Source organism: Mesorhizobium vachelliae, assembly GCF_033977325.1.
Classification (GTDB): domain Bacteria; phylum Pseudomonadota; class Alphaproteobacteria; order Rhizobiales; family Rhizobiaceae; genus Mesorhizobium; species Mesorhizobium vachelliae.
The window spans coordinates 121786-136641 of record NZ_JAVIIR010000006.1 but is presented as its reverse complement, the minus strand read 5'-3'; the positions used below and the strand labels follow the sequence as shown (position 1 = coordinate 136641).

General features: G+C 62.2%; 18 protein-coding genes. All 18 read right to left on the bottom strand.

What is annotated here, in order from left to right; translation table 11 throughout:
- Window position 1: 1 nt before the first annotated feature.
- Window positions 2-226: a hypothetical protein gene (locus RFM41_RS14900; protein ID WP_320249796.1), complete on the bottom strand. Its 225-nt coding sequence runs from the start codon at window positions 224-226 to the stop codon at window positions 2-4.
- Between the two features lie 9 nt (window positions 227-235).
- The gene (locus RFM41_RS14895; protein ID WP_320249794.1) at window positions 236-448 is read right to left on the bottom strand and encodes a hypothetical protein; all 213 of its coding nucleotides are present in this window, start codon (window positions 446-448) and stop codon (window positions 236-238) included.
- Between the two features lie 20 nt (window positions 449-468).
- Window positions 469-1491 (bottom strand): hypothetical protein, encoded by a 1023-nt coding sequence (locus tag RFM41_RS14890; RefSeq protein ID WP_320249793.1) that lies wholly within the window; start codon window positions 1489-1491, stop codon window positions 469-471.
- Window positions 1492-1585: 94 nt separating this feature from the next.
- Entirely contained in the window at window positions 1586-1906 is a 321-nt protein-coding gene (locus tag RFM41_RS14885; protein WP_320249791.1) for a hypothetical protein, read from the bottom strand.
- Window positions 1903-2379 carry a hydrogenase maturation protease gene (locus RFM41_RS14880; protein ID WP_320249789.1) on the bottom strand — a complete coding sequence of 159 codons (477 nt, stop codon included), beginning with the start codon at window positions 2377-2379 and terminating at the stop codon, window positions 1903-1905. The genes RFM41_RS14885 and RFM41_RS14880 overlap by 4 nt, the downstream gene beginning before the upstream one ends.
- A 13-nt stretch (window positions 2380-2392) precedes the next feature.
- A complete protein-coding gene (locus tag RFM41_RS14875; protein WP_320249787.1) occupies window positions 2393-2713 on the bottom strand; it encodes a hypothetical protein in 321 nt (106 codons plus the stop codon).
- Between the two features lie 39 nt (window positions 2714-2752).
- On the bottom strand, window positions 2753-3067 hold the full coding sequence (locus RFM41_RS14870) for a hypothetical protein (RefSeq protein WP_320249785.1): 315 nt from the start codon (window positions 3065-3067) through the stop codon (window positions 2753-2755).
- An 83-nt stretch (window positions 3068-3150) separates the two neighbouring features.
- Window positions 3151-4749 carry a nickel-dependent hydrogenase large subunit gene (locus RFM41_RS14865; RefSeq protein WP_320249783.1) on the bottom strand — a complete coding sequence of 533 codons (1599 nt, stop codon included), beginning with the start codon at window positions 4747-4749 and terminating at the stop codon, window positions 3151-3153.
- Window positions 4750-4791: 42 nt separating this feature from the next.
- Window positions 4792-5754, bottom strand: coding sequence for an NADH-quinone oxidoreductase subunit B family protein (locus tag RFM41_RS14860; RefSeq protein WP_320249781.1), 963 nt, complete (start codon window positions 5752-5754; stop codon window positions 4792-4794).
- 220 nt (window positions 5755-5974) lie between these two features.
- A complete protein-coding gene (locus tag RFM41_RS14855; protein WP_320249779.1) occupies window positions 5975-6211 on the bottom strand; it encodes a hypothetical protein in 237 nt (78 codons plus the stop codon).
- Between the two features lie 10 nt (window positions 6212-6221).
- Complete coding sequence (locus tag RFM41_RS14850; protein ID WP_320249777.1) at window positions 6222-7670, bottom strand: sigma-54 dependent transcriptional regulator; 1449 nt, start codon at window positions 7668-7670, stop codon at window positions 6222-6224.
- A 187-nt stretch (window positions 7671-7857) separates the two neighbouring features.
- Entirely contained in the window at window positions 7858-8067 is a 210-nt protein-coding gene (locus RFM41_RS14845; RefSeq protein WP_320249775.1) for a helix-turn-helix domain-containing protein, read from the bottom strand.
- A 52-nt stretch (window positions 8068-8119) separates the two neighbouring features.
- Entirely contained in the window at window positions 8120-8869 is a 750-nt protein-coding gene (locus RFM41_RS14840; RefSeq protein ID WP_320249773.1) for a ribonuclease activity regulator RraA, read from the bottom strand.
- 23 nt (window positions 8870-8892) lie between these two features.
- Window positions 8893-10056 (bottom strand): mandelate racemase/muconate lactonizing enzyme family protein, encoded by a 1164-nt coding sequence (locus RFM41_RS14835; RefSeq protein ID WP_320249771.1) that lies wholly within the window; start codon window positions 10054-10056, stop codon window positions 8893-8895.
- Window positions 10057-10130: 74 nt separating this feature from the next.
- Entirely contained in the window at window positions 10131-11228 is a 1098-nt protein-coding gene (locus tag RFM41_RS14830) for an ABC transporter ATP-binding protein (protein ID WP_320249769.1), read from the bottom strand.
- 13 nt (window positions 11229-11241) lie between these two features.
- Entirely contained in the window at window positions 11242-12132 is an 891-nt protein-coding gene (locus RFM41_RS14825) for a carbohydrate ABC transporter permease (protein ID WP_320249767.1), read from the bottom strand.
- Window positions 12129-13088, bottom strand: coding sequence for a carbohydrate ABC transporter permease (locus RFM41_RS14820; protein ID WP_320249765.1), 960 nt, complete (start codon window positions 13086-13088; stop codon window positions 12129-12131). Before RFM41_RS14820 ends, RFM41_RS14825 begins: the two co-directional genes overlap by 4 nt.
- A gap of 78 nt (window positions 13089-13166) precedes the next feature.
- Window positions 13167-14648, bottom strand: a complete 1482-nt coding sequence (locus RFM41_RS14815) for an ABC transporter substrate-binding protein (protein ID WP_320249763.1) — start codon at window positions 14646-14648, stop codon at window positions 13167-13169.
- Window positions 14649-14856: the final 208 nt, after the last annotated feature.

Sequence of the window (14856 nt, the reverse complement as noted above, 5' to 3'; positions counted from 1 at the left end):
CCTACCGATACCGCAGGTCCTTGAACAAGTACGGCTGCAGGGCGCCCCCTACGAGGCCAGCCACCGCCGCGGCCGCGCTCACCGGAAAGCCCAATTTCGCCAGGATCAACAGCAGGGCGGCCGTGACCAGCGCGCCTATCGCCGTCTGCCTGTAGACCTTGGAAGGCTCCGCAAAGAGCTTGCCTTTGAGGAACAGGAGGATCGAACTTTTCGCCATTTCCCACATGATCGAACCTCACCCAATCAGCGCCAGCAGGATCAGGCCGACAATGATGCCGGCCACGCCGCCCACCGGCCCGTAGAAGCTGCCCATCATCGCCGCAAGCTGGTTCCCGATCGCCTTGCCGCCGGTTGCCACACCGCCGATGGCGCCGCCTATTCCTGACGTCACGATGCCGATCACCAGCGCCAGCGCCGCTCCGCCTGCAGTCAGTTCAACACCTGTCACGTCGTGCTCCCTGTTGTCGCTTAGTTGAGATGGTGCCGGACGGCCCCAGCCAGGCCATCGGTTTTCGCCGGCGGAGCCGAAAGCAGCTCCCGGTCGATCTGTTCGCAGGCCTCGGCCACGATGCGCGCCTTGTCGGTCTCGCCGGAGCTGCTGAATATCTCCCGGCATTCGCGATAGTATTCGCGCGCCGCGATCAGGTTGGCGCGATTGCCGTCGCCCGGCTCCGCCGGATCGTCGGGAAGATTCCACAGGCAGTTCGCCTTGTTGGCGATGGTATTGGCGTATTCCAACGGCATAGCCGTGCGCGTACGCACCTTGAGCGCCTCGTCATAAGCGTCGAGCGCCCGCAGATTGTTTTCCACGACATGGCTCGACGAGGCATATTGCAGCGCGTTGCCGAGGTTGTTCTGCAGCATGGCGTATTCGGCGGGATGGTCGATCAGATTGACGATCTTCAGCCCTTCCTCAAAAGCCTGCACGGCCAGCGCCTCGCGCATCTTGGCGCGGCTGTCGGTTAAGGGCATGGACAGGAAGGCCGTGGCCAGATTGTTCTGCAGGATGGCGAATTCCTTTGGAAACCTCGCCCGGTCGAAGGTCCGCAGTGACCGCTGATAGGCCGAGATGGCGTCGGTGATGCGCGCCCTGTTCATGCCGACGAGATTGTGGATCGCCAGCCCGAGGTTCATCTCCGCTTCCGCCAACTCTTCCGGTCGGCCGAGATCGGCGAAATGCCGGATTGCTTGTTCCAGCCCGGACCGTGCTTTCTCGAGAGCATCGGCGCCTCCCTCCGGTAGCGCCAGCAGGGCTGTAGCACGGCGGGCGGCGATGCGGGCGCCGAGCAGTCGCTCGCCGCTCGGACAGACGGCTTCTGCCCGGTCGTAGAGATCGATCGCGGCCTCGATCTGCTCGGGAGATTTCGGGCGCTGCTGAAGACCCATCGCGATCTCCATCAGCATCTCGGCCCGTTCCTGGGGCGAGGCTGAAGGGTCGTCGGCGGCCGCCAGCGCGGCGCGCACTTCCTCGTCGACGCGAGACTGCCTCACCCGACATCCTCCCATGCTGCTTGGTTGCAGCTTCTATTGGGACTGATGCTAGCAGCTTTTCGCAGGTTGTCTACTTAAATTACTAAGTGTAAACTTAGTATGCAGAAAGCGCGCCGCGGCCGATCAGTCCGCCTTCAACGGCGTCCCAGATTACCTCGATATCCTGCTCGTCATCATCGCGGACCCCGTTTGCACGAAAGAAGTCGGGCGCGTGCGCGACCCGGTCGCCAGCCAGATTCTTGCGCTTGAGGAGATAGCCGCCGGCCTGCGCAAGCCGAACCGGGAGGATGAGAAGGTCGCTGTCGCGGCGGATCAAAATGATCCCGCTTATGCCCTGGAAATATCGCTCATAGTCTTCAGCGGACACGTGTAGGCCGCCCCGGCTCACGCGAACCATGAAGCCGCCAGCGTTCATCCGGGTCGGTCCGTCCGGCGTTCCGCGACGATCCGTTCGATGCGCCGGGCAACCGACAACGTGGCCGCCGCGACGTTCGGACTGAGGCCTATCCCCAAATCCAGCTGCTTCGCTTCGATCAGGAACACGGTGACGTCCTCGGGAAAGGCTGCGCCAAAAATCTTTCGGCCGGCGTGGAGCGCGGCATCCCAGCGGAAGTCGTGGAGATTGAGCCCTGGGGTGTAGGGGCGCGCCAGCTCGTGCCCAGGCACTTCATAGATGGCGCCGGGTTCGACGCCGGTGCGGGCCGCGTCCACGAGGACCAAGGACGTGCAGCCGCGGGCCGCGAACATGACGGCCATGCCATCGGTTCCGGCGTCCAGGAGCTTGACGTCATGCCCTTCCAGGCCGCCGGCGCGTAGCGCGCGGATCACCTCCGGCCCGGCACCGTCGTCCTGCCTGTTGAGATTGCCGCAGCCGACGACGGCGATCATGGAGGCCGACCCGTCATATCCGCCACAGCCGGCATGACCACTCTGGCTCGACCGGCACGGCGAGTTCGGGAAGTTCGCAGAACCTTCGGTGGACGAGATAGTACATGCAGCTCTCACATGCCTGTTCTATCCCCTCATGCTCGACTGGATGCAGGGTGAAGCCCGCAATCGCGAGCTTCGCCTTGAGATCGTTTCCGGGCGCCTGCAGGCGGGAAATGACGGCGAGCACATCCTCATGGCTGTCGGCTCGCGGAAATGCCTCCGTGTTCAGCGCCTGGGCCAATAGCGTCTCAATGGTTTCGCGCAACTGCCCGTCGTCATCGATCACTGCCATTGCAGCCTCCCTCTTGGGTAGCGCCTGCGTAAGGACCTGTCAGATGCGCCAGAGCCGGCACCACCAGTCGGCGTCGACGGGCACCGCAAGCTCCGGCAAGTCGCACCATTCCCGGTGGACGAGGTAGTACATGCATTCCATGCAGCGCTGCCTGTCGGGCCCGTAAGGATGATCGACAAAGCCGCTGATGACCATCTTGCCCTCGAGGTCGTTTGGCTCGAGCTTGCGCAATTGTTCGAGGATCGCAGCGAACTCCTTCTCGGTTTCCGGAAAAGGCTCGGTTTGCGTCTCGAGGCCCGACTTCATCAGTTGGGCCATCTTGCGCAGCAGCGCGTGCTGTTGCTCATTATTCATCGGCTACCGTCCCGACATTTGTGTAGCGGGCCGGTCGTCCGCATCGCAGACGACCGAGCGGCGTCGTTGAGCCGGCGGATGACCTATGCCGTACGGAACCGGGCAAGCTCTTCGCCGCTGCTGGCGTCGTGAGCATGCACGGTGCAGACAAGGCACGAGTCGTATGAGCGGCAGACATGACCGACCTCCACAGGGTCGTTCACATCGGCAATCGGCGTTCCAATCAGCGCCTCCTCGATCGGGCCCAATTCGCCGCCGTCGGAGCGCGGGCCGACATTCCAGGTCGTAGGCGCGATGATCTGGTAGTTCTTGATCTTGCCGCCCTGCACCTCGATCCAGTGGCAAAGCGCGCCGCGAATGGCTTCCGTTGCCCCCCACCCTCGGCCGTCCTTCTCGGTTGGTTTGACATACCATGGGTCGTTCAGCCGGAATTCCCGCAGCGCGTGCTCGGCTTGGCGATAGAGCTTCACCCCTTCGTGCATGCGCGCGAAGTGGCGCAGCATCACGCTCGCGCCGCCGAGCTTCTTATACATGTCCAGCACCAGCGGATCATAGTGCTGCCAGCTTTCACCATGCCGGCCGCCGGCGATGAGTTGCCGTGCGAGCGGGCCTGCCTCGAGTCGGCCGTTCTGGTCGTGGCGCACGGCGGTGGCCCAGGAATACTGATTGTCGTGGTCGACCGGATTCTTGCCCACTGGTTTGGTGACGCGGTCGAAAGGATGCTTGCCGCCGGGCTCGTCGTACCAGGCATGCATGAGGTCCTCGCGCGTATAGACCTGGTCCATCAGCTTATGGGTGTCGGTCGCGCCGTCATAGACGCCGCTTTTCATCAAGACCGCGGCATTGCGGCCCTCGATGGTGGGGCGGTTGTACTTGTCCTCATGCGGCAGGTAGCCCCACGACACGTACTTGCCATGCCCCTTGCCGTATTTGTCGACGCCGACGTCGAGGCTCATGCGCCAGAACATGCCGAGATCGGAATTCGCATGCTCGGGCCGCTCGTCCAGCCAGGCCATGAAGTCGTCGTAGGACTGAATCTGCTCATAGCGCTCGAAGGAGCAGCCGAGCCAGACCGGCTCCATCCAGTTGCGGCGGAAGTGCTCCAGGATCGACCAGGCGCGAGTGACATCGGTCAGCGTCGGCGCGCACATGACGCCGCCGGGGACCATATAGCTCGAATGCGGCCACTGCCCGCCGAGCAGGGCGTAGATTTCGACCGGCCGCCCGGAGATGGTGACGCCAAGTTCATAGTTGGTTCCGGTGAATGGCGACCAGCGTTTGACGGCTTCCTCATAGTATTTCGAATGCGAGTAGTTCTTGTGCGTGTAGTCGATCATGAACAGGCCGTAGTGATGCCTGGGCAGACTCTGGAGGCTTTCCACGATCTGCCCCAGGTTGCGGGCAAGGATCGCGTTGCGCGGCACCTCTGTCTTCCACGCGGTATCCAGCGCCCAGGCCGCGCATGTCAGATGCGAGGCGCCGCAGATGCCGCAGGCGCGCGGGGTAACCACCAGCCCAGCCTGCGGGTCCTTGTCACGCAGGATCACCTCGAAGCCGCGGAAGAGCTCGGCCTGGGTCCAGGCGTTGACCACGACGCCATTCTGGATGTCGACGCGTACGTCGAGATCGCCCTCGACGCGTCCGACGGGCGAAATATCAAGTGTTTGAACTGCAGCGGACATGATTGTCTTGACCTTTGTTCGATAGGGTTCGGTGAAGCGCGGTCAGACGACGAAGATGTCTTCTTCGGCCCAGCGCGGCGAAGCGGCCTTGGCGGCGGCGGTCAATTTGACGTAGCCGGTCTTGTCGACACCGGAGGGCATGTCCTTCGGCACGCCCATGACCGTCTGCGTCTTGAAGACGGTGCCCGGCGCCAGATCGAAGAACGGGAACTCCGGTTCGGTGCAGCCCATGCAGGGCATGCCAGCTCGGGTCTTGGAGGATTGCCGGTTCCACAACACGCGATTGCACGGCGAATGGGTCATCGGGCCGCGGCAGCCGAGATCGTAGAACAGGCAGCCCTTGCGCTGGCCGAACTCGGTGGCCGAAACCTTGTAGGCAAAGTGCATGTTGCGGGTGCAGCCCGTCTGGGTAAAGGAGGTGAAGAAGGTTTTCGGACGCTGGAACTCGTCAAGCGTCAGATCGCCTCCGCGCCCCGTCGCAACCGCCACGACGATCTGGGTGATCCAGTCCGGGTGGGCCGGGCAGCCGGGAATGTTTATGACGGGCAGGCCGGCCTTCGACTTGTAGTCCTTGCCAAGGAAGCCGCCCTGGTTGCGCTTGAGGAACTGCAGCCCCTGGCTTTCGGAGGGGTTTGGCGCAGTCGCGGGGATGCCGCCCCAGGTCGCGCAGTCGCCGACAGCGACCACGAAATTCGCCACCTTGCTCAGGTCGCTTACCCAGTCGCGCATCGGTCGCCCGGCAAAGCGGTTCCACTCGCCCGTGCCGTTCGGCGCGTTCACGACGGTACCTTCGAAGACGAAGATGTCGAGCGGCATCTGGCCCGAGGTCAGCGCGTTCAGAAGCTTCTTCAGGTTCTCGCCGAGCTCTAATCCCAGCGACGGGTGCCAGAGCACGTTGACGCCGAAATCGGTAACCAGGTCGCATGCGCTCGGTTCCTCGGCGTTGAGGAACGACATCGTGTTACCCGAGCAGGCTCCGCCCTGGAGCCATAGAAGATTGGCCATGAATTCCTCCTCCGCTACGCCACTGACCTTTGGGTGCAGCGCGTCTACGGAAAGGAAGTTGCAAGCGTCGTGCCAAGTTGGGCGAGGCGAGAAAACCGGCGTTGAATCAAGTGGTTGGGGTTGCCAGACGTATTTTGCGGTGCAGCATTTCCCGCGTGTTGACCTGCAAACTATCTTAGCAGGTGGAAAGTTCGTTTATCGCGCCCTACTGGTTCGCGGCTCAGCCGTGGCGGTTGCCGCATGCCGGACAGGTGACCTCGAGCAGATAGCCGTACCAGATGCCTTTGCAGCGGCTGCACCAATGGCCCGTGGCCTGGTGTTCAGGCGCGCCGATCGTCTTGGCCATTGCTCCAAGGCCCAGATATCGCGGCGGCTCCGCCCGACCTGACGGGAGCACGCGCGACTGGGGAAAGCGGATGACGTCCGCGCTCTCATGCTCCGGCTTGTCGTCGCTCATGATGTGCCTCTCAACCGTTTTCGTTGAGATTGTAGCGCTTGATCTTGTTGGCAAGCCCTACGCGCGACAAACCGAGTTCGGCGGCGGTGCGGCTCTGGTTCCAATGGTTGCGTATGAGCGCGCGCCCGACAATCTGTTTTTCCAGGCTTTCGACCTGATCCTTCAGTGTGATGCCCTCCGGCACGAAGCCCCTGAGGCCATCGCCCTGCTTGCGGGCAGAGGCAGTGGCGAGCAGCGACGGCGCCATATTGCGGGTGGTGATGTATTCGCCGTCCTTAGTCAGGGCGACCATGCGGCGGATCTCATTCTCCAACTCGCGCACGTTGCCGGGAAAACTGCAGAGCGCGAGCTTATCGAGCGTGTTGGCGGTGATGCCCAGAACCTTGCGGCCCATGGCGTCGGCATGCTTGGCGGCAAAAAATTCCGCCAGCGGGCCGATGTCGTCCGGACGATCGCGCAGCGGCGGCACCTCGAACTCGAAGCCTTTCAGCCGGAAATAGAGATCCTGGCGGAACTTGCCTTGTGCGACGAGGTCCTGCAGCGGCTTGTTGGAAGCGGCGATGATGCGGACATTGCAGTGCATGACCTTGTCAGCGCCCAGCGGCTTGACCTCGCCTTCTTGAAGAAAGCGCAGCAGACTGACCTGAAAGGACGGTGACACGTCTGAAATCTCGTCGAGAAAGACTGTTCCGCCATCGGCGGCGCGGAACAGGCCGAGGCGATCGGAAATCGCCCCCGTGAAGGCACCGCGCTTGTGCCCGAAGAGTTCCGATTGGAGCAACTCATCTGGCATGCCGCCGCAATTCTGGACAAGGAGAGGACTCGCGCGCCTGGGCGAATTGTAATGGATGGCGCGCGCCAGGAGTTCCTTGCCAGTACCGGTTTCGCCCTGGATCAGGATGGGCAGTTCCGTTGCCGCTGCCTGCTTTGCCAGATCGCACATTTCCGCCATCTTCTCGCTGGCGTAGACGAGCTTTTCGAACTGGTGGCTTTCCGGCCTGAACGCTGGCTCTCGGCGCTCCCCGAACATGAGAGCTCCGGAAATCTTGAATTCCCGCGAGAGGATGCGGTGGCGGCGATGAAGTTCGCGTGCCTCCAGCGCACGCTCGACGACCAGGCCGAGCTGCGCCGGATCGAGCGGCGTCAGAAGAAACTGATATATCGCAGCCTTGGCGAGCGCTTGATAGGACACCGACGAAGGGGCCGGCGTCACATAGACACGCATGATTTCCGGATGCGAGACGCGCAGGCGGGTCAGGAAATCAAGGCCGACGGTCTCATCCTGCCGATCTTCCGCGACCGCAAGATCGACATGGATGCTGCTCATCGCCGTCAGGGCCTCTGCCGGGGTGCCGACCAGCAAGACCCGATAGGCATAACGTTCCGACAGCACTTCGAGGCTGTCGGACCAGTCGCTGCCTGGACGAGCCACAATGACGACTGTACCCGAATGGTCCATGAAATAATGTTTCCAAAATGTCTACTTGCTTAGCAGTTTGCCCTCTTCGGCGCAACGCCGGTTCGCCAATGCGGCCGAAGATCGGGGGTGCGCATTCTCCATGGTTGATGCTCGACCCGTCTGCGCCAAATAGCGGATGTTTGTCGCCCAGCGCCGTGCGCTGGGCGCAGCCATTTTGGGAGCCAGATCAGTTCGGCGCTGTCGACCTGATTTTGTTGGGTGGCAGGCCAAAGGTCTGCCGGAAAACTCGGGAGAAATGCGAGGCGTTTTCGAAGCCGACTTCGATCGCGATATCGAGCATCGGCGTGCTCCCACCATTGCCGTTGTTTATCTGAGGCTTACGGACTGGTTCGCCAAGCATCGGCTTGCGGGTCACGAGCCGCACGACTCGATCCATGTCGGCGTTCGTTTGGTCGGCGCGGACGGACTGCCGCCTAGCGATCCTTGCGCTAACTTGGGTTCTCCAAGCGTTTTGTCTTACGCCACGCCTCATACTCCCCGCGGGCATCGTCATGCAGGGGGTAGTAGCGCTGCAAAGGTGCGCCCTGCATCAGCTTCTCGCGAGAGAACTCCTCCCAGTCGTGATGCTTCTTCGCTTCTTCGATGACCTTGTGAGCCATTGCGACGGGAACCACCACTGCGCCGTCATCGTCCGCGACGATGATGTCGCCGGGGATGACCGTGACACCGCCGCAGGCGATCGGGACGTTGACCGCGTTGGGATAGATGCTGGTCTGCACATGATAGTTGGGCGTCCAGCCGCGCAGCCATAGCGGCAGATCGAGTTTCTCGACGTTGGGCCGGTCGCGCATGCATCCGTCGATGACGATGCCCGCGCCGCCTCTGCCCTTGAAATAGGTCGACATCATATCGCCGAAGACCCCCGACCTCATATCACCGCGCGCGTCCACCACGACCACATCGCCCTCCTGCGCATGGTAAAGCACATGCCGGTGCAGTTGCGTTTCCGGATCGGCATATTCTCCCTCGTTGAACAGATCAGGCCGCTGCGGCAGGAACTGCAACGTCAGCGCCGGCCCGACGATCGATTTGCCATGGTTCTGCGCGACCGGGCCAACCATGTGCGGACTGCGGAAGCCCATGTGGCCTAGCGTGCCGGCAACGGTCGCGGCGCCGATCTCTTTCAGCGCGTCGATCAGATCCTTGGGCGGCCGCTTGATGTCGGGGGTATGCGTCATGATGGACTCCGGTTGGAATGGAACTACCAGTTGGTGACGGAACCGTCGCGGCGCCTGAGGTGAGGCGCTTCCCAGAAACGGAAACTCTGTGCCTGGATCGCCGCCTCGTTGACCTCGACGCCGAGCCCGGGCAAGTCGCTGACCGGATAATCCGTCCCGTCGAGCCGTGGTTGCACGGGGAAGAAATCGGAATTGTCGAAGCCGAGCTTCCTCTCCGCCGCCCTGGTCTCGAGCCAGGCGAAGTTGGGTACCGCTGCCGCGAGATGCATGGTCGCGGCCGTGCACACCGGGCCAAGCGGATTGTGCGGCATCAGGTCGACATAATGCGCCTCGCTCCAGCCTGCGACCTTCATCGCTTCGGTGAGCCCGCCGACATTGCAGACATCGAGCCGGTTGAACTGGTGGATGCCGCGCTCGATGTAGGGCAGGAACTGCCATTTGCTGGCAAATTCCTCGCCGATGGCAAAGGGGATGTCCGTCATCTTGCGCAGGGATTCGTAGGCCTCTGGTGTCTCGTCCCGGATCGGCTCCTCCAGGAAATCAAGCACGCCGCGGCCGAGCTTGCCGCAAAAGCTCGCGGCTTCCGCCACCGACAGCCGATGATGATAGTCGATGCCAAGCACGACATCGTCGCCCAGCGCCTCGCGCGCCTTGTTCAGCATTTTGGCGGTGGCGCCGATCGACTCGCGCGGCTCGAAGATATCCTTGCTGCTTTGCCCGGAGGGAAAGAAGCGGATCGCTTGCCATCCCTGAGCGCGCAACTCATGGGCTCGTTCGATGGCCGCATCGCCTTCGGGCTCGTCTCCGGTCGAGGCGAAGGTCGGGACGCGATCGCGCTGCTTGCCGCCGAGCAGCTCGTAGACCGGCACGCCCAGCGCCTTGCCCTTGATGTCATGCAGGGCGATGTCGATGGCGGAAATAGCCGCCTGCAGAACGCGCCCGCCTTCGAAGTACTGGCTGCGATAAAGCTCCTGCCAGATCCGGCCGATCTGCATGGCGTCGCGACCGGTGAGGAATTCGCGATAATGCTCGACGGCGCCGGCCACGGCCTTCTCACGGCCGCTCAAGCCGCTCTCGCCCCAGCCGAAGATGCCCTGGTCGGTCTCGACCTTGACCAGCATCTGGTTGCGGGTTCCCACCCACACCGGATAGGGCTTGATCGCGGTGATCCTAAGCTTGGTCGTCATTCCCGCCCACGTTCCTCACGCATCCCCATCTCCGCCGGCCAATTTCAATCAGCCCAGTCTCAGTCGGCCCAGTCTCAGTCGGTCTTGAGGGCCATTTCGGTTTCGCCGTCGAACAGATGCACCCGCTCCTGGTCGAACTCGAGCCAGATCCGCTCATCGGGCGCGACGGCAACGCTCGGCGGCACGCTGATGTTGACGATCGCGCCGGACAGGAAGGCCTGCACGAAGGTGACGTCTCCGGTCGGCTCCACCGTGTAGGCCTTGGCCGGGACGCTACCCGGCACTGCGCTCTTATGCAGCTTGATCGTCGAGTGCCGCGCGCCGAGCACGACTTTCCGGGTCGTTGCCTTCGCTAGCTTCCGGGCATTGGATGACGACAGCTCGAGGCTCCAGCCCTCGGCGCCGGTCAACACCGTGTTGCCGTTCGCCGTCGATGCCTCGAGCGGAATGAGGCTCATCGCCGGGCTGCCGACGAAGCTGGCGACGAACATGTTCACCGGATGGGCGAAGACCTGCGCCGGGGTGTCGTATTGCTGCAGGTAGCCGCCGTTCATCACCGCCATCTTGTCGGCCATGGTCACGGCTTCGAGCTGGTCATGCGTCACGTAGATGATCGTTGCCTTGAGGTCCTGGTGGAAACGCTTGATCTCCGAGCGCATCTGCACGCGCAGCTTGGCGTCGAGGTTGGAGAGCGGCTCGTCCATGAGGAAGACGGCAGGATCGCGCACGAGGGCACGACCAAGCGCCACACGCTGCTGCTGCCCGCCCGACAGTTCGCGCGGCTTGCGCTCGAGCAGGTGCGTCATGTCGAGCACGCGGGCCGCTTCCTTGACCTTCCTGTCGATCTCGTCCTTGGGGAGTCTGCGCATCTGGAGCGGGAAGGCCAGGTTCTTGTAGACCGATTTCTGCGGATAGAGCGCGTAGTTCTGGAACACCATGGCGATGTCCCGGTCCTTGGGGTCGAGGTCGTTGACCATCCGCTCTCCGATGACGATGTTGCCCGATGTGACCGAGGTCAGACCCGCGACGAGATTGAGCGTGGTCGTCTTGCCACAGCCCGAAGGGCCGACGAGCGCGACGAACTCGCCGTCATTGACCGTCAGCGAAACGTCGTTGACAGCTTTGAAACTGCCATAGGTCTTGACGAGATCTTTGAGGACCACGTGGGCCATCGGCAGCAACTCCCTAGTGCTTGACCGCGCCTTCCGTAAGCGCGCGTACGAAGTATCGTTGCAGGACGAGAAACAGCACGACGACCGGCACGCTCATCATGAAGCTTGCCGCCATCAGGCCCGGGAAGTCGGTCGTGTTTTCCGAGAAGAAGCGCTGGATGCCGACCGGCAGGGTCAACTGTTCGTTCTTGGAGAGGAAGGTGTAGGCGTAGATATACTCGTTCCACGCTCCGATGAAGGAATAGATCGCGGTGGCGATGATGCCTGGTGTCGAGAGTGGCATCACAATGAGGATGAAGGCCTGGAACCGCGTTGCGCCGTCGATGCGCGCCGCCTGCTCGAGCTGCACCGGAATGTTGTCGTAAAAACCCTTGAGCAGCCAGATCGCCAGCGGCAGGCCGAAGGTGAGATAGGTGAGGATGAGCGAGCCGTGCGTGTTCACCAGCCCGAGCGCGCGCATCAGGATGAACAGCGGCACGAGAAAGATCACCGCCGGGAACATGTTGCGCAGCAGCACCGCAAAGAACAGGAAATTCCGCCCAGGAAAGGTGAAGCGCGAAAACGCATAGGCCGCGGGGACCGCCACGATCACCGAAAGGATCGTCGTGGCGGTCGAGACGAGAAGGCTGTTCCAGAAGAAGCGAAGGAAATCCTGGCCGACGCTGTTCTGCGGATCGAGCAGCTTTTGATAGCTGGCAAGGTTTGGCTGATCCGGCCACCATTGCGGCGGAAATTGCATTGCCGCGAAGCCGGACTTGATCGAGGTGAGCAACATCCAGATCATCGGCAGCGCGGTGTAAAGCAGCATGAAGGCGAGGAAGATGCGCCCGGCCCACCGCCACCCGTCGATGCGCACGCGGCGGCGGGTCTGGCCTAGAGAGTCCGTGCTGGCAACCATACTCATGCGCCGCCTTCCTTCTGCTCGTTGCCGCTCAGCGCGCGGACGTAGAAGTAGCCAAGCGTCATCAGGATGAGGAACAGGAGCACCGAATAGGCGGCCGCCACGCCCCAGCGCTGCCGGCCGAAGGCAAGCTCATAAATGTGGGTGATCCAGATATGCGACGCGTTCGACGGCCCGCCACCGGTCATGATCCATGGGATGATGAAGGAATTGAAGTTGGCGACCGCGAGCAGCAGGATCGTCACCGTCGAGACGTTTCTCAAATGCGGGAAGGTCACGTGCCAGAAGCGCTGCCATGCGTTGGCCCCGTCGACCTTTGCGGCGCGCAGCAACTGGTCGGGCACCGTTTGCAGGCCGGCCATCATCATGATCATGGCGAACGGAAATTCGCGCCAGATATTGACGACGATGAGGGAGGGCAGCACCGTGCTGACGCTGTCGATGAAATTCGGCGGACGGTCGGCCAATCCGAGCTCGACCAGCACCGCGCCGATGATCCCGAAATCCGAATGATAGATCCACTTCCAGATATAGGAGGCGGCGACCGCGCTGATGACCCAGGGAATGATCAGGATCGCCCGCAAGATGCCCCGGCCGACAAAGTCGCGGTGGAGCGCCAGCGCGGCCGCAAATCCCAGGACGAAGGAAAAGAAGGTGGATGCTATTGTCCAGATCAACGTGTTCAGGGTGACTTGCCAGAACACCTCACTGGCGAGGATTGTCGTGTAATTGTTGAAGCCGACGAAGATCTTGTCGCGGAGCTGCAGGCCGGGCGGCGTGCTGAAGAACGAAAGCTCGATCGTGTAGTAGATCGGATAGGCGATGACGACGAGCATCACGACGATCGCCGGCAGCACATAGGCGTAGTCGGCGCGATGCTGCCAAATCTGGCGCAGCGTGCCGGATCCGCCGGGTTGCAATCTCGGGTGAGCCTCGGCCTTCCCGGTCACGATCGTCACTGTAGCGTGCCCTTGTTTTCAGGAATGGGCCGGCTGCGCCCCGCGGACGCAACCGGTCGGATGTCAGTCATGCCTGGGCTACAGTCCGCCGCCCATCAGGTCTTTCACCTTCTTGGCCGCGTCGTCCGCCGCCTGGTCGACGGTCATCGCGCCGGTCAGGGCATTCTGCAGCATGTCCGGGACGATGATGTTCATGATCTCGGGCGACTGCGGCAGCGCCGGGAACGGAATGCCGTATGGCAGCATAGAGGTCGTGACGTCGAGGAACTTGATGCTGCCCAGACGTTCCTTCATCCATTTGGTCTTGAAGCCGTTGAGGTTGCCCGGGTTCGACCCGGCATAGGCCATCTTCAGCGACCATTCCGGGCTCGTCCACATGCAGATGATGGCCTTTGCGGCCGGCTCGTCCACCTTGCCGCCCTCGACATATTCGGGCTTCAGGATGTGAATGTTCGAGCCGCCGAACACGACGGCTCGCTTGCCGTCGGGGCCGGTCGGAATCAGGCCGTAGCGCATGTTGTCGATGACGGTCTGCGCCTTGTCCTTGTCGGTGCCCGTCGCCTTCTTCTGCAGGTCGAGCATGACGTCGTAGTCGGACGGGTGCGAGATCATCATGCCGAGTTGGCCGGCAAGGAACAGTGGCTGGTTGTCGGCCTGCTGGTTGGTGAGCGCCGAGACCGGCACCGATTTGTCGCGAACATACATGTCGTAGGAAGCCTGCAGCGCCGCCTTGCTTTGCGGGCTGTTGAGCTCGATGTCCTTATAGGTAGGGTTCGCTGCCGCTTCGTCGAAAACACCGCCGCCATAGGCCCACAGCTGCGGCATGAATCGGTAGGGCGTGTTGCCGGCATTCTTGCGCGCCACGAGGCCGTAGCCGGAGATGCCAAGCTTGTCGTGGATCTGCTTGGAATATTTGACGACGTCGTCCCAGGTTGCTGGAGCCTTGTCAGGGTCCAGCCCCGCACGCTTGAAGATGTCGGCATTCCAGATGAAAGCCATCGTCTCGTTGTTGGTCGGAATGCCGTAGGTCACCCCGTCCCAGGTTACGGCCTTCATGGCGCCGGGCCAGAAATCCTCGGTCGAATAGCCGACGTCCTCGGGCTTGAGCGGCTGCAGATAGCCCTTCGAGGCGAACTCGGTGCCGCCCAGGATTTGCAGGCGGACCGCCATTGGCGCGGCATTGCCAAGGAGCGCGGTGCGGAACTTGTCGAGCAGGTCGTTGTAGGTGAGGGCCTGCTCCTCGAGCTGAATGTTCGGGTAGGTCTTGCGGAAGGTTGCGAAGAAATCCTTGTAGTATTGGCGCAGGAGGTCGGGGTCGCCCTCGAACACGCCCTGATACCAGAATGTCAGTCGTCCCTTGTAGTCGAGCGGCGTGACCTTGGCGCAATCGCCGGCCGTGTCAAAATCCTGTGTGCCGGCAATCGAGCGCACATATTCCGGCGACCACTTGCTCAGGTCGACCGGCGGCGCGGCAAGCGCCAGCGCCGACATCAACGATGCCAGTAGAGCCGTGGAGACAGTGCCGCGCAGAACGGCACCGCCGAGTGTGATCCTCCTCATAGGTCTCCTCCAGGTTCTCCCATGCCGCTCTGCGTCGAGGCAAGCGGTCCTTGGTCGTTCGACCGTAGGGATATTTCTCCGCCCTAATGTATCCCTTCGATCACTTTATACGTTTTCAGATCGATGATTTCCTGTCAACGCGCCAAATCGTACATTGTTTGAGGAAACTTTGCGTGATAATCGGATGGAGTGTGTACAAATTGGGGAG

Excerpts from the sequence above, each read along its gene's own strand:
- RFM41_RS14900 (WP_320249796.1), bottom strand. The coding sequence starts at position 226 with ATGTGGGAAATGGCGAAAAGTTCGATCCTCCTGTTCCTCAAAGGCAAG.
- RFM41_RS14885 (WP_320249791.1), bottom strand. The coding sequence starts at position 1,906 with ATGAACGCTGGCGGCTTCATGGTTCGCGTGAGCCGGGGCGGCCTACAC.
- RFM41_RS14880 (WP_320249789.1), bottom strand. The coding sequence starts at position 2,379 with ATGATCGCCGTCGTCGGCTGCGGCAATCTCAACAGGCAGGACGACGGT.
- RFM41_RS14875 (WP_320249787.1), bottom strand. The coding sequence starts at position 2,713 with ATGGCAGTGATCGATGACGACGGGCAGTTGCGCGAAACCATTGAGACG.
- RFM41_RS14870 (WP_320249785.1), bottom strand. The coding sequence starts at position 3,067 with ATGAATAATGAGCAACAGCACGCGCTGCTGCGCAAGATGGCCCAACTG.
- RFM41_RS14865 (WP_320249783.1), bottom strand. The coding sequence starts at position 4,749 with ATGTCCGCTGCAGTTCAAACACTTGATATTTCGCCCGTCGGACGCGTC.
- RFM41_RS14860 (WP_320249781.1), bottom strand. The coding sequence starts at position 5,754 with ATGGCCAATCTTCTATGGCTCCAGGGCGGAGCCTGCTCGGGTAACACG.
- RFM41_RS14855 (WP_320249779.1), bottom strand. The coding sequence starts at position 6,211 with ATGAGCGACGACAAGCCGGAGCATGAGAGCGCGGACGTCATCCGCTTT.
- RFM41_RS14850 (WP_320249777.1), bottom strand. The coding sequence starts at position 7,670 with ATGGACCATTCGGGTACAGTCGTCATTGTGGCTCGTCCAGGCAGCGAC.
- RFM41_RS14845 (WP_320249775.1), bottom strand. The coding sequence starts at position 8,067 with ATGGATCGAGTCGTGCGGCTCGTGACCCGCAAGCCGATGCTTGGCGAA.
- RFM41_RS14840 (WP_320249773.1), bottom strand. The coding sequence starts at position 8,869 with ATGACGCATACCCCCGACATCAAGCGGCCGCCCAAGGATCTGATCGAC.
- RFM41_RS14835 (WP_320249771.1), bottom strand. The coding sequence starts at position 10,056 with ATGACGACCAAGCTTAGGATCACCGCGATCAAGCCCTATCCGGTGTGG.
- RFM41_RS14830 (WP_320249769.1), bottom strand. The coding sequence starts at position 11,228 with ATGGCCCACGTGGTCCTCAAAGATCTCGTCAAGACCTATGGCAGTTTC.
- RFM41_RS14825 (WP_320249767.1), bottom strand. The coding sequence starts at position 12,132 with ATGAGTATGGTTGCCAGCACGGACTCTCTAGGCCAGACCCGCCGCCGC.
- RFM41_RS14815 (WP_320249763.1), bottom strand. The coding sequence starts at position 14,648 with ATGAGGAGGATCACACTCGGCGGTGCCGTTCTGCGCGGCACTGTCTCC.